General features: G+C 49.2%; 9 protein-coding genes. 2 read left to right on the forward strand and 7 right to left on the reverse strand.

Annotated features, from left to right (window positions below):
• Nucleotides 1-970: 970 nt before the first annotated feature.
• The 7 genes from OUY18_RS05715 to OUY18_RS05745 all read right to left on the reverse strand — a co-directional run bounded on the left by OUY18_RS05715 (nt 971) and on the right by OUY18_RS05745 (nt 10,791).
• Nucleotides 971-1,783 carry a response regulator transcription factor gene (locus tag OUY18_RS05715; protein WP_268057771.1) on the reverse strand — a complete coding sequence of 271 codons (813 nt, stop codon included), beginning with the start codon at nt 1,781-1,783 and terminating at the stop codon, nt 971-973.
• Nucleotides 1,776-3,482 (reverse strand): sensor histidine kinase, encoded by a 1,707-nt coding sequence (locus tag OUY18_RS05720; protein WP_268057772.1) that lies wholly within the window; start codon nt 3,480-3,482, stop codon nt 1,776-1,778. Before OUY18_RS05720 ends, OUY18_RS05715 begins: the two co-directional genes overlap by 8 nt.
• Nucleotides 3,483-3,565: 83 nt before the next feature.
• A complete protein-coding gene (locus OUY18_RS05725) occupies nt 3,566-5,230 on the reverse strand; it encodes an ABC transporter permease (RefSeq protein ID WP_268057773.1) in 1,665 nt (554 codons plus the stop codon).
• Nucleotides 5,227-6,339, reverse strand: coding sequence for an ABC transporter ATP-binding protein (locus OUY18_RS05730; RefSeq protein ID WP_268057774.1), 1,113 nt, complete (start codon nt 6,337-6,339; stop codon nt 5,227-5,229). Before OUY18_RS05730 ends, OUY18_RS05725 begins: the two co-directional genes overlap by 4 nt.
• Nucleotides 6,340-6,435: 96 nt before the next feature.
• Nucleotides 6,436-7,506 carry an extracellular solute-binding protein gene (locus tag OUY18_RS05735; RefSeq protein WP_268057775.1) on the reverse strand — a complete coding sequence of 357 codons (1,071 nt, stop codon included), beginning with the start codon at nt 7,504-7,506 and terminating at the stop codon, nt 6,436-6,438.
• A gap of 494 nt (nt 7,507-8,000) precedes the next feature.
• A complete protein-coding gene (locus tag OUY18_RS05740) occupies nt 8,001-10,346 on the reverse strand; it encodes a heavy metal translocating P-type ATPase (RefSeq protein WP_268057776.1) in 2,346 nt (781 codons plus the stop codon).
• A gap of 79 nt (nt 10,347-10,425) precedes the next feature.
• On the reverse strand, nt 10,426-10,791 hold the full coding sequence (locus OUY18_RS05745; RefSeq protein WP_268057777.1) for an ArsR/SmtB family transcription factor: 366 nt from the start codon (nt 10,789-10,791) through the stop codon (nt 10,426-10,428).
• Nucleotides 10,792-10,956: 165 nt separating this feature from the next.
• Between OUY18_RS05745 and OUY18_RS05750 the strand changes: the two genes are divergently transcribed.
• Entirely contained in the window at nt 10,957-11,700 is a 744-nt protein-coding gene (locus OUY18_RS05750) for a DUF421 domain-containing protein (RefSeq protein ID WP_268057778.1), read from the forward strand.
• 134 nt (nt 11,701-11,834) lie between these two features.
• Entirely contained in the window at nt 11,835-13,196 is a 1,362-nt protein-coding gene (gene brnQ / locus OUY18_RS05755; protein ID WP_268057779.1) for a branched-chain amino acid transport system II carrier protein, read from the forward strand.
• Nucleotides 13,197-13,491 lie beyond the last annotated feature (295 nt).

Genomic DNA, 13,491 nt, shown 5'->3' on the forward strand with positions numbered 1-13,491 from the left:
TGAAAATGTGTAGAAAGCTTATCGAATCAGGCGGCGGGAAGAAATTGGACCTAGGGCAGATGGAACAGTATGGGAAAAGCATTCCGCCGCCCGAACGCAAGGCATAAAAAAACGCCGTACACGGACTTTCATCCATATACAACGCCACCATGCACAATGCGAAATTCGAAAATACCTCTGTACAAAACTGTAACCAGGGGGTATAATAGGAAACGCAATGTGCTGATTATATCAGTTGCGTATGGAGCTTTGGTCTCCGTATGCAGGGGACAGGCGCGCCAACGCTTGTTCCTGCATTGCACTTTTATATTTTTATGCCTTACAAGCAGATTATAGCTCTTTTATTCGAATAATGCAACAGGAATTTTGAATTTAAATGTCTAAACAGGAATTTTTATAAAGCAAGCGCCGGAAATCCGGCGCTTGCTCTATAATTTATGTGATTTATAGATTGAGCGTACACATTGTTCCTCCAGCGGAACGCTAACGTAGGACTTTCCGTCAATGAAAACCACAAGGAAAGCGGACACCTGAAAGGTCTTTTAGGGATACCTCGGGTCAAGGGGCTTTTATGGAACTTTCTTGACAGGGGAGGTTAAGCCTGCACGCACATTTATAATGGGGTACTTTTTTTCCTCTAAACTACCTCGGAGGAACGTCAATGAAAACCACATAGAAAGCGTGTACCCCACAGGCTTTTTGGGGATACCTTCGGGGTGCAGGGGGCTTTTATGCAACCCTCCCGCCGGGAATTCAAAAGCCCCCTGCTCGTCCTTTGCCTACTTTCGGACGATTCCGAAAGTAGGGGCCCGCCCGGCCTGAGGGCAAACTAAATCATTTCTGTAATTCAATATTAAACATAAAGGAATAGGTACGGCCTATCCGAAAATATACGCAGCTCCTCGGCCTGAGGGCAAGCTAAATCATTTCCGTAATTCAATGTTATAAACAAAGAATCAGATTCGACCCGTCAGAACAAAGTCTGCGTCGCTTCATTCCCCCCCTTTTCCAGCGCGTTGACAAATTTAATCGGTGAACAGCCGATGTATTTTTTAAAGACCTGTATAAAGTATTTATAATCCTGAAATCCAACGGCCTCCGCGATTTCATAGACCTTCATATCGCTGTCTTTCAGCATCTTCACCGCCCGCACAATACGGTACCGGTTCAGAAAATCATTGAAAGTATAATTTGTTTCTTCCTTGAACTTTGCATTCAGGTAAGTTACGCTGACGTTCAGGCGGCCGCACAAATCGGAAATCGATATTTTCTCGCAGTAATGTCTGTCGATATAGTCAAGCATTTCCTTCCCGTATTTCGACTGATGATTCCGGCAGGCCATGCCGGCCAGCAGGATATCCGTTTCCGCCGCAATCTTCCGGGACCGGCGGAATGCCTCGATCTCCCCTTTTTCCGCTATTTTAGCCGCCGTCTTTTTTAGCGCTTTTCCCAGCAGGTCCATGTCCAGCGGTTTTAAAAGGTACTCCGTAACGCCGAGCGAGACCGCTTCCTTGGCATAATCAAATTCACTGTAACCGGAAAGAATGATCGCTTCAAAGCCGTATTCTTCAATGCTTTTTTTCAGCATTTCGATTCCGTCCAGAAACGGCATTTTTACGTCCGTAATGACAATATCCGGACGGAACCCGGCGATTTTGTCCAGCCCGTCCTTGCCGTTTACCGCTTCGCTTACAATCGTACAGCCGTATTCCGCCCAGTTCATCATGAACATCAGCCCCTTGCGGATAATGTCCTCGTCTTCGACCAATAAAACTTTATACATTTGCTTCACCGCTTTCAACCGGAATTCGGATTGTAACTTTGGTTCCTTTTTGAATCTGGCTTTCAATTTGCAGACCGTAATCTTCGCCGTACAGAAGCTTCAGCGCCCGGTGCGCATTGTACAGGCCGATGTGCTCCGGCTGGATGCCCTCCCGCGAAAGCTGAGCCTTGATCCGGTTCAGCTTTTCTTCTTCCATCCCGGCCCCGTTGTCCGCAACCGTTATTTCCATAACGTCGCCGGACATACGCCCGGCAATATGGATATCGATGCATTCCACATTTTCCGCTCCGTGGGAAATACAGTTTTCCACGATGGGCTGGATAATCAGCTTGGGCACTTTATAATCAAGCAGTTCCCCGCCGATCGCAATGCTGTAGGTAAGACGTTTGTTATAGCGCATTTTTTGCAGGGCAAGATAGTCGGTTACATACGTGATGTCCACGCGCAGGGGTACCTGGGCGTACCCGTAATTGATGCTGTACCGCATAAGGTTCGCGAAGGATACAACCATCTGGGATGCCTGCTTCCGGTCAATCAGAATCTCGTACCGAATCGCTTCCATGATATTAAAAACAAAGTGGGGGTTAAACTGCTCTTCCAGCTGCTTGATCTCCATCTGCCGCTTGCGTTCCGTCAGCTCCGTGTTGTGTTTCAGCAGGATATGGATTTCCGACATCATCTGGTTGAATTCGTCATACAGCGTCTGAAATTCCTCAAAGGTCTGCGAATTAATCCGGTAATCGATATTGCCGTTCTGGCACTGCTTTACGGCGTACAGCAGTTCATCGATAAAACGCGCGTTTCCGGCCGCTACCTTATTGGAAATCAGCAGAAACAGCCCCACCATTAAAGCACTCGCCGCGCACAAAAACACCACGGCGAACAGCATCATCTGCTTCTGTTCCCAAACGGCAGTCAGGGTGATGATTTTCACGTCGCTGTCGGGAAGAACGGTGCGCACACAGTAGTAGGGCTTGCCGTCCACGGTTGCCGAACCGTCCTCCGCAACGTTTATCCGGCATTTCCCCATGCTGTCCAGCACGGAATCGCTGGTTTCATAAAACGCATTGTCGAAGCGGTCCGTCAGAACGACCATGTCCACTTCATTTTTGCGCACAAACTGGTCAAAGCTGTCCCGCCGCAGATCCAAAACCAGATATCCTACCGTTTTGCCGCCGCTTTCCACCGCTTTGGAAAACAGGTAAACGGTATTCTGCTTATTGTCATAGGGGATATCGCTGACGCCGCCATACACCCGCTCGGGGGAATTTTTGCTGCTTTCAAGGGCGTCCCGCACTTTTCCGCTGCCTTGGCAGATCACCTGGTTGGGACGGTACAGATTGGTGAGCATCAACCGGCCGCCCGCGTCAAACAGGGCAAAAATCGGCTTAATCTGCTGTTCGTTTGAGAACCGGTACAGAAGCTGGTATGCTTCCGCTTTGTCGTTTTCGTCGGACAGCGCATCCGTTATTTCCTTCGCCGCGGCAAGCTTCTGGATTCCGTGGTTATACGTGTCATACTGGTCCTTGAAAAATCCGCCGATTCCGGCGTTGCAGGCGACGTTCGCATTCTGGGTTGTCAGCCGGAAATTCAGGAAGATAAAAATCAGGAAAAGGGTGGACATCAAGCAGATCAGCATCAGCGAAAACCGGATAAACGTCCGGTTCAGATAATTTCGGAATTTTCCAGGTTTTCTCATAAAAATCCGCCTTTCGCCTCTTTTCGATATTTTTTATTATACTACAAAAGCAAGGCCCCGGAAAAGGACCTTGCTTTATAAAATCAGACGCTTACTTCCTTACTGCCGGACAGCTTGAAGAACAAAATCAGAGAAAGAATGGAAGTTACCGTCAGAATCGTGGAATACGCCGCCGCGTTGCCAAAATTGCCGCGCACAACGGCGGTATAAATTGCCACCGTCAGCGTCTGCGTATTATTTCCATACAGGATGATGGAGGAACTCAATTCACTGATGGCGGTGATCCAGCTCATAATCGCACCGGATAAAACGCCCGGCAGCATCATGGGAACCGTCACCTTCAGAAAAGCCTGCATTTCCGTACAGCCTAAACTAACCGCGGCCTCTTCCACGCTTGGGCTGATCTGCCCCAGAATCGCGGTGCTGGAGCGGATGGTATAAGGCATTCTTCGGATTGCAAACGAAATAATCATGATGATTGCCGTGCCGCCCAGTAAAAACGGAGGATTACTGAACGCAAACAAGAAGGAGATACCAAGTACGGAACCGGGGATAATGTAAGGAAACATGGTAACCGTATCCAGAATATTCGTAATCACATTCTTTTTCCGCACCGTCAGATACGAAATGAAAATGCCCAGTACAATGATAATCACGATAGCTCCCAGCCCGAATAAATACGTATTCCAGATGGCGGAGCTTTGCCCTTCTTTAAAGATCGCTTCATAGCTTTGCAGCGAGTAGCCGCCGGTAAATACCTGGCCGCCGTTGTTTTTCAGGAAAGACGTATAGATAACCACAACCTGCGGAAGGATGGCAAGAATGACCACGAGGTAAACAAAAAGATGAATCAGAATGTTTTTTAAACCTTTCGCGGGTTGGGGCTGCATGGGTTTCAATGCGGACATCGAGTATGCGTTCCGGGAAGAGATCAGCTTCTGGAACAGGAAGATCAGCGTCGTCACCACAATGACGATTACGCTCAGCGCCGCTGCAAATCCGTCGTCGCTGCCCACTTCGCTGATGAACTGGTTGTAAATCAAAACCGGAATGGTTTTATAGCCCTCGCCGATCAGCATGGGCGTGCCGAAATCCGCAAACACACGCATAAACACGAGCAGTGCGCTGGCCAGAATGGTAGGCATAATCAGCGGCATTATGATTTTAACAACGCGCTTGATTCCGGTGCAGCCAAGGCTTTCCGCAGCCTCATTGAGGGAATTGTCCAGATTTTTAAGCGCCCCGGATATGTAAATATAGATCAGCGGAAAGGACTGGAGCGTAAAAACAAGCAAAATCCCCGCAAAACCGTATATTCCGTTAAATTTTACGTGGAAAACCGCATTGATAATTTTCGTAATAACGCCCTGACGGCCCAAAAGCTGTATCCATGCATAGGCCCCGATAAAAGGCGGGGATAAATAAGAAATAATAATAGCAATCTCCAGGGGGCCGCGGCCGAATATTTTTGTGCTTCTGGTAAAATAGGCAATCGGCAAGCCCAGCAACACCGAAAGCAGGGTTGCGCAAATCGTAACCTGAAAGCTGTTCAGCAACGTGCCCCAGTAATATTTCTGGCCGAAAAATTTCCGGAAGTATTCCAGCGAGAAGCCTCCGCTGGTTGGGCTGACAACACTTTTATACAAAACCAAAACCAGGGGATAGAGTAAAAAGACCACGAAAACCGCCATTATCAGCAGCGTAAGAGTCGTCCATATGGTGAAATGCCGATTTCTGCTTGCCGTCATGACCGCTTCACCCCTTCAATAAGCGTGCGTTCGCCCTCGTATTCAAAGACATTGATTCTTGACGGCTTTACGGCCAGAGATACCTTCGTTCCATTCGGTAAAATTTCCGCGTCGCCGGAATATTGGATGACCTCCGCCTTTTTCCCGTCGGACAGTTCCATAAAGTAATGCGTACTCAAACCCAGAAATACGGAGCTTTCCACGGTTGCCGCAATTCCTTCCCCGTTCGTATTGATTTCAAATTCTTCAGGCCTTACCGAAACCTTTACCTTCTGCCCGTCCTGTACGGAATCGGAAAGATTATCCATACGGACTCCATAGCCTTCATTTTGGAAGACCACTTTTTTGCTTCCCACCGCGCAGTCCTTTGTTTTTACGGAAGCATCCAAAATATTCGACAGACCGATGAAAGTAGAAACAAAAATATTGGCCGGCCGCTGGTAAATTTCCTTTGGTTTCCCGATCTGCTGAATCACGCCGCCGTTCATAACCGCGATACGGTCGGAAATGGCAAGCGCTTCTTCCTGATCATGGGTGACGTAAACCGTGGTAATCCCTATTTTATTTTGTATGCTCTTGATCGCGTTTCGCATTTCCACCCGCAGCTTAGCGTCTAGATTGGAAAGCGGTTCATCCATAAGCAGAACCTCCGGGTGGATGACAATGGCCCGGGCAAGGGCGACGCGCTGCTGCTGACCGCCGGATAACCGGGCGGGCATCCGGTCTTTTAAATGGTCGATTTTCACCGTTTTTAAAATTTCATCGACCTCTTTTTTGATTGCTTCGCCTGCGACTTTTCGGTTCCTCAGCCCAAACGCAACATTGTCGGCAACCGACATATGCGGAAAAATAGCGTAGTTCTGAAACACCATTCCCATATTCCGTTTATTCGCCGGGATATTATTTACGACCTTGTCATCTATTTTGATTTCTCCGCCTTCAATGGAATTAAACCCGATAATCATCCGGAGCAGCGTTGTCTTTCCGCAGCCGGACGGCCCGAGAAGCGTAAAAAATTCGCCCGGCTGAATTTTCAGCGACAAGCCGTTAATAATCGTGTCATTTCCGTATTTTTTTACGACGTTATCGATATTAATGGAAACACTCATTAAATTTCCCTCATCTTCCAGATAAAAATTGATAAAAAAAGGGCTTTGTCGTTGCAATTTATGCGGAACCACAAAGCCCTTGAGCAGATTATTGTTTTAGCCTTGCAATTTGGTGTAATGCTCGCCGTATTCCTTAATCATGGTTGCTTTGTTGCTGCCAACCCATTGGGGATCAAATTTCTTCATCATATTCATTTCGGAAAACGGCTTCATATAGGACGCTAATTTTACATTTTTGCGCAGAGGGCGGTTCGTTAACTGGCTGCCGAAAATAGTCTGAGTTTTTTCAGAAAGCAGGTAATCCACAAATTTCTTAGCATTATCCGGGTGCTTGCAGTTTTTAATAATCTGAACGCTTTGCTCAGTAAAAATCGTTCCCTCTTTCGGGTACACGACTTCTACATGGGCACCGTTTTTCACATATTGAACGCAAGGGTCTTCCCAGCTTAGACCGACCGGATATTCGCCGTCCGCAACACTCTTATGTACCGTGCCGGAGCTGTTCGCCATCTTTCCGTCCAGGTTTTTAATGAATTTATCCACATAATCCCAGGCCTGCTGTGAAGAAGGATCATTGTCCTTTCCCATGTCGTAGAGCATGTTTACAAGCTGCTGGAATGCGGAGCTTGAGTTCGTCGGGTCGCAGAATGCAATTTTTCCTTTTAAAGCGGGGTTCAGCAAATCTTCAAAACCTTCGACTTTGATGTCCCCGATGATGTCTTTGTTAACCAGAATGACCGTTCCGTCCGCGACGCACGGTGAAAAATATCCCATTTTATTTTTGTGATCGTCTTCCATATTGTCGTTCTCTTTGGAAACATATTCGGTAAACAGTTCTTTCATGGGAGAAAGCATGGTCGGGTCGGCGCCCCAGAAGACATCTCCCAGAGGATTATCCTTTTCGGATTGCACTCTTTTTTCAAGTTCCCCTGTTCCCGCGGTAATTACGTTCACTTTAATACCCGTATCTTTTTCAAAATTCGGTACAACGGCATTGATCAGGCTTTCCGAATCCGGGGTATAAACCGTCAGCGTTTTATCTTCCGCCGCTGCCGCGCTGGAACCCGAGGCAGCCGCCGTACCGGCCGGTTTGCCGCAGCCGGCGCAAACGCCCGCCGTCATACAAACCGCAAGGGCAAATGCAGTCAATTTTACAAACTTTTTCATAAAAATCCTCCCTCTTACTCGTGAATTTATATTAATCATAGCATTTATAAAGGCAAAGTCTATCCCAAAATAAAACGGAATCATCCAAAATAAACAACTCAAAAGGGAGGGGCCGCTTTCTTTTGTCTCGGTCTTTGGTCGGTCGAACCTATCCTTTGGTTCTTAAATATCGAATTACAGGAATGATTTAGTCTGCCCTCAGGCCGGGCGGGCCCCTACGTTAGGAATCGTCCGAAAGTAGGCAAAGGACGAGCAGGAGGCTTTTCAATCCCGGCGGGAGGGTTCCATAAAAGCCCCCTGCACCCCGAGGTATCCCCAAAAGGCCTTTGGGGTACACGCTTTCTTTGTGGTTTTCATTGGCGAAGTTCACCGTTAGCATTCCGTTGGAGGAGCGTCGCTCTGCAACGCGGGGGAAACGGCAGATCGGCGCTGTGCGCCCCCGGTCTGAGGGCAAAAAAAGAGCCGGCCCCGCATAAGGGTCGGCTCCTGAAACTTTATGCGTCATTTTTTATCTGTGAGGCCCGGATGGCGTTCAGGACGGCGATGATCGTAACGCCGACGTCGCCGAAAACGGCTTCCCACATGGTGGCGATTCCGAAAGCGGCCAGAATCAGAATCAGGATCTTTACGCCAAGCGCAAAAATGACGTTCTGCATGACAATACGCCTTGTCTTTTTCGCAATGCGGATGGCTGTGACCAGCTTCGAGGGTTCATCCGTCATTAACACGACATCGGCGGCTTCAATCGCCGCGTCCGAACCCAGCCCGCCCATTGCTACGCCGACATCCGCGCATGCCAGAACCGGCGCGTCGTTAATTCCGTCGCCGACAAAGACCAGCTTTCCGTTCTTTGCGGCCTCGCCGTACAGCTTTTCCATCTGCTCAACCTTCTGCTGCGGAAGAAGCTCCGTATAAACCGCGTCAAGCCCCAGCTCCTGCGCCGCTTTTTCACCGGCGGCTTTACTGTCTCCAGTGAGCATGACGGTTTGGCGCACGCCGGCTGCTTTCAGGTTCCGGATCGCCTGCGCGCTGTCCGGCTTGACTTCATCGGAAATAACGATCGACCCGGCAAATCTGTCGTCTATGGCAAGGTACACGGCGGTTCCTGCTTCGGAAGAAGCCTGCCATTCGATTTTTTCCGCGTCCATCAGCTTGCTGTTTCCCGCGAGCACGGTTTTTCCGTTTACTTTTACGCGCACGCCTTTTCCGGAAAGCTCTTCATAATCCGCAATCTGCGCAGCGTCCGGTTCTTTTCCGTAGGCTTCCCGGATAGAAACCGCGATCGGATGGCTAGAATAGAGCTCCGCGTGGGCGGCGTAATACAGCAGGTCGTCCTCGTTCCATCCGTTTTCCGCATGAATTTTTGTTACCTTGAAATTGCCTTTTGTAAGCGTGCCCGTTTTATCAAATACAACCGTATCAACATTGTTGAACGCTTCCAGATAACTGCTGCCCTTTACCAAAATTCCTTTTTTGGACGCGCCGCCGATTCCGCCGAAAAAGCTGAGCGGGATGGAGATGACCAAAGCGCAGGGGCAGGAGACAACCAAGAAGGTAAGCGCGCGGTTAATCCACTGGGCAAAGGACGTGCCGGGGATGAGGAGCGGCGGAATCACCGCCAGCGCGAGGGCTGCAAACACCACGACGGGGGTATAATAGCCCGCAAACTTTGTAATGAAGTTTTCCGCGGGCGCTTTCTGGCTGCTTGCATTCTGGACAAGATCGAGGATTTTCGTAACCGTGGATTCCCCGAATTCCTTTGTTACTTCGACTGTAAGCAAACCGCTTTTATTTACGGAACCGGACAGAATTTCGCTTCCCGGTTCGACGTCCCGCGGGAGGGATTCCCCTGTTAAAGCGGCGGTATCCACGGAAGACGTTCCTTCAACGACCTTGCCGTCCAGCGGAACCTTCTCGCCGGGGCGAATCAGAATCATATCGCCGATTCCGACTTCCTCGGGCGATACTTTCCGGACTTCCCCGCCGATTTTCAGATTGGCGTAGTCCGGGCGGATATCCATGAGGGCGGAAATGGATTTCCGGGAACGGTTGACCGCCAAGTCCTGAAAGAATTCGCCGATCTGATAAAACAGCATAACGGCGACGCCTTCAGCAAAATCGCCGATGCCAAATGCGCCGATCGTTGCGACGCTCATCAGGAAATTCTCATCGAAAACCTGCCCTTTTGCAATGTTCCTGACTGCCCGGAGCACCACTTCCCCGCCGACCAGAAGGTAGCTGATGAGAAACAGAATGAATTCTGCCGTACGCGGGAGTGGAACGGCCATGCCGATGAGAAACAGAACCGCGCCCGTCAGTAATCCGGCGCGGCGGAGGCGGCGTTTTTTACCGTCGTCCGGCGTTTCTTCGGCCGCTTTTCCGGTATAGGAAATTTCCACGTCCGGCTCTATTTCCTGAATCGTCTGCGCCGCCTGCCGGATAATGGCGGGCAGTTTTCCCTTTTCCGCCGCCTCGACCGTCAGCTTTTGCGTTACGAAATCCAGGGTTGCGGACTGGACGCCGTCCATTTGGCTGACCGCCGTTTCGATTTTTTTGGCGCAGTCGGCACAATCCAGCCCCAGCAGGTACATGACCTTTTTTCCGGCTTGAGGCAAATCCCGCTCTTTCAGTTTGATGTCCGAATCATGCCGTTTGGCGATGGTTCTGGCCTGTTTGGCTATATTTTCAGGCATGGCATGGTTTGTCAGTTCAACCGTTAACAGTTTCGACGCGAAATCAACGTTTGCTTTCGACACACCGTCCAAACCGCAGACTTCCTGTTCGATTTTTGCCGCGCAGTTCCCGCAGCAAAGGCCTTCGAGTTCATATTGTTTTGTCATTGCTATCCCCAGCCCTTCCTTGTTCTGTCTATAGTATGATGAATTGAGCAATTGTTCAACTGTTAAAGCAAAAAAATAGTTATTCCGAGACATGTGCCAGACCCTGATCAAAAATGTTTTTCACATGTTCATCGTCGAGGGAATAATAGACAACTTTCCCGTCTCTGCGGTTTTTTATCAGCTTAGACTGCTTTAAAACGCGAAGCTGATGCGAAATGGCAGACTTTGTCATGCCTAAAAGCGCGGCAATATCGCAGACGCACATTTCCGATTTAAACAGCGCGCAGAGTATCTTTACTCTGGTGGAATCACCGAACACCTTGAACAAATCCGCAAGGTCGAGAAGGTTTTCTTCATCAGGCATATGTTTGCTTACTTCGTTTACAACATCTTCATGGATGATCGTGCAGTCGCATTTATCTATATCGGGTGTGTAAGAATTCATCGTGATAAAACCTCCTTTCAATTGCTCAGTTGTTTACCTGTTCAACTGTATTATACCGCTTTCCGCTTTAATGTCAATATGTTCTTGAAAAATTTTATAAATTTTTCGGTTCTATAATTGAAGCGGGTTGTTCCGGCACCGATCCCCGTACTAACGGCGAAAATCATGGAAATGATAGAAACAAGGGGTGATTTCATGCTTTCTGAAATCGGGTACACCGCCGTTAAGAGTACCACGGCCGCAATCGTACTTTTTATTCTTGCCCGGATTATGGGGAAAAAACAGATCTCGCAGCTGACATTTTTTGACTATGTGGTTGGGATTTCCATCGGTTCCATTGCCGCCGCGCTGTCGGTGGACCCGAGGATCTCCTTTGCGCAGGGAATTACCGGCATGGTGATCTGGGCGGCCTTTCCGCTGATTCTGTACTATGCATCGTCCAAAAGTATTTTGGCGAGAAGACTGCTTGACGGAAATTCCGCGATTCTGATTCAAAACGGCAAAATCATTGAGAAAAACCTGACAAGAGCAAAACTGACCGTGAACGACCTTTTGGAAGAGCTGCGGATCAAAGACGTTTTTAATATTGCGGACGTTGAATTCGCACTGCTTGAAACGAACGGAAAAGTCAGCGTTCTGAAAAAAACGGCAAAGCAGACGGTGACCAATGCGGATTTAAAAATACAGGCCGAACAGCAGGGTCTGTGCGCGAATTTGATTATTGACGGCAGGATTATGAAAAAGAACCTTGCCCTGCTGGGAAAAGACGAGACATGGCTTCTGAAGGAACTGAAGAAGCAGAAGGTGGATACCGTTCGGGACGTGCTCCTTGCCAGCTGCGGCGCGAACGGCGTTCTTCATGTTGATTTGAAAAATCAGGATCCTCCCGTATTCAGCGCCCTGCAATAATTGCGAAACTGAAAAAATGCATCTTTCTTTTCCGGGTACTTCCGTGTATAATAAAAATGTTTGCCGCAGCCGGTTTTGTCCTTCCGTGCGGGAACCATTCAATTTTTCTGTTCTATATGGAGGCAGTACAGCGATTGGAAAAGAATACGCGTTTATCACCATCATCCTATATTTTAATCGGTTCCATGCTTTTCGGGCTGTTTTTCGGCGCCGGAAATCTGATTTTTCCCGTGTACATGGGGCAGGAAGCGGGAAGGTCCGTTTTTGCCGCTTCGGCGGGATTTTTAACAACCGCAATCGGCCTGCCGTTTTTAGGAATCGTCGCGATCGGCGTGTCCGGCAGCAACGGCCTTTTCGATTTGTCCAGCCGCGTTCATCCCGTATTCGGATACGCGATGACCATTTTGCTGTATCTGACGATCGGCCCGTTCTTTGCCCTGCCGAGAACCGCTACCGTATCGTATGAAATCGGATTTACCCCGTTTATTCCGGAAGAACGGCAGGCTTTCGGGCTGGTCTGTTTTACGGTGTTGTTTTTTGCCGCCGCCCTCTTTTTCGCTTTGCGGCCGAATAAAATTCTTACATGGGTCGGCAAAATTCTGAACCCGCTGTTTCTTATTTTTCTTGCCGTTTTGATTGTAACCAGTTTTGTAAAACCGATGGGGAATGTTTCGGCGATGCAGGTTCACGGTGCCTACGCGGCGGCGCCCTTCTTCAAGGGATTTACGGAAGGCTACAACACCATGGACGCGCTGGCGTCGCTTGCGTTCGGGATTATTGTTGTGCAGGCGCTTCGCGATCTGGGCGTTGACAGCCCGAAAGGCATTGCGGCGGGAACGCTGAAATCCGGTTTCGTCAGCCTGCTTTTGATGGGCGTAATTTACGGCTGTCTGGCTTACATCGGGGCTTCCAGCATGGGGAAGCTGAAGCTTGCCGAAAACGGCGGAATCGCTCTGGCGCAGATCGCGCGTTATTATTTCGGAAGCTGGGGCGAAATCCTTCTGGCCGTTATCGTAACCCTCGCCTGCCTGAAAACGGCTGTCGGGCTGATCACCGCCTGCTCGAAGACGTTTCTTGAAATCTTCCCGGGATTTCTGGGTTACAAAGCTTATGCCGTGGTCTTCACGGCGATTTCCTGCATGATCGCGAATATCGGGCTGACGCAGATTATCGCGTACTCCATTCCGGTTCTGATGTTCCTCTATCCTTTGGCAATCGCGCTGATTCTTTTGGCGCTTCTTTCGCCGCTGATGAAAAACCAGCGGTGTGTTTATTCGCTGACGATGGTCTTTACGCTGATTGACGCGGTCGCGGACTTTCTGAACGCGCTTCCCAAGGGATTTACCTCCCAGCCGGTTATTCAGGGTATTCTCGGTTTCTTTCAGCGATTCGTTCCCTTTTTCAGCTTCGGCATGGGCTGGATCGTCCCCATGCTGATCGGGCTGGCGCTGGGCTTTATTGTAAGCCTTTCCAAACCGGAAAGCGAGCCGGCTTAACCTTCCACGGGATTTTTCATGAGAAAACCTCTCCCGCTTGTCCTTCCTATTGAATTACAGGAATGATTTAGTCTGCCCTCAGGCCGGGCAGGCCCCTACTTTCGGAATCGTCCGAAAGTAGGCAAAGGACGAGCAGGGGGCTTTTAAATCCCGGCGAGAGGGTTCCATAAAAGCCCCCTGCACCCCGAAGGTATCCCCAAAAGGCCTTTCAGGGATACGCTTTCTTGGTGGTCTTCATTGACGGAAAAGGCCGAAAGCTTTTGCTTAAACAAAAAGCCCTCAGTAAAGTTTTAAA

This window comes from Caproiciproducens galactitolivorans (assembly GCF_026672255.1).
Classification (GTDB): Bacteria; Bacillota; Clostridia; order Oscillospirales; family Acutalibacteraceae; genus Caproiciproducens; species Caproiciproducens galactitolivorans_A.

Bases quoted from the DNA above. Each gene is read 5' to 3' on its own strand.
- OUY18_RS05715 (WP_268057771.1), bottom strand. From the start codon at position 1,783: ATGTATAAAGTTTTATTGGTCGAAGACGAGGACATTATCCGCAAGGGG.
- OUY18_RS05720 (WP_268057772.1), bottom strand. From the start codon at position 3,482: ATGAGAAAACCTGGAAAATTCCGAAATTATCTGAACCGGACGTTTATC.
- OUY18_RS05750 (WP_268057778.1), top strand. From the start codon at position 10,957: ATGGAAATGATAGAAACAAGGGGTGATTTCATGCTTTCTGAAATCGGG.
- OUY18_RS05725 (WP_268057773.1), bottom strand. From the start codon at position 5,230: ATGACGGCAAGCAGAAATCGGCATTTCACCATATGGACGACTCTTACG.
- OUY18_RS05745 (WP_268057777.1), bottom strand. From the start codon at position 10,791: ATGAATTCTTACACACCCGATATAGATAAATGCGACTGCACGATCATC.
- OUY18_RS05730 (WP_268057774.1), bottom strand. From the start codon at position 6,339: ATGAGTGTTTCCATTAATATCGATAACGTCGTAAAAAAATACGGAAAT.
- OUY18_RS05740 (WP_268057776.1), bottom strand. From the start codon at position 10,346: ATGACAAAACAATATGAACTCGAAGGCCTTTGCTGCGGGAACTGCGCG.
- OUY18_RS05735 (WP_268057775.1), bottom strand. From the start codon at position 7,506: ATGAAAAAGTTTGTAAAATTGACTGCATTTGCCCTTGCGGTTTGTATG.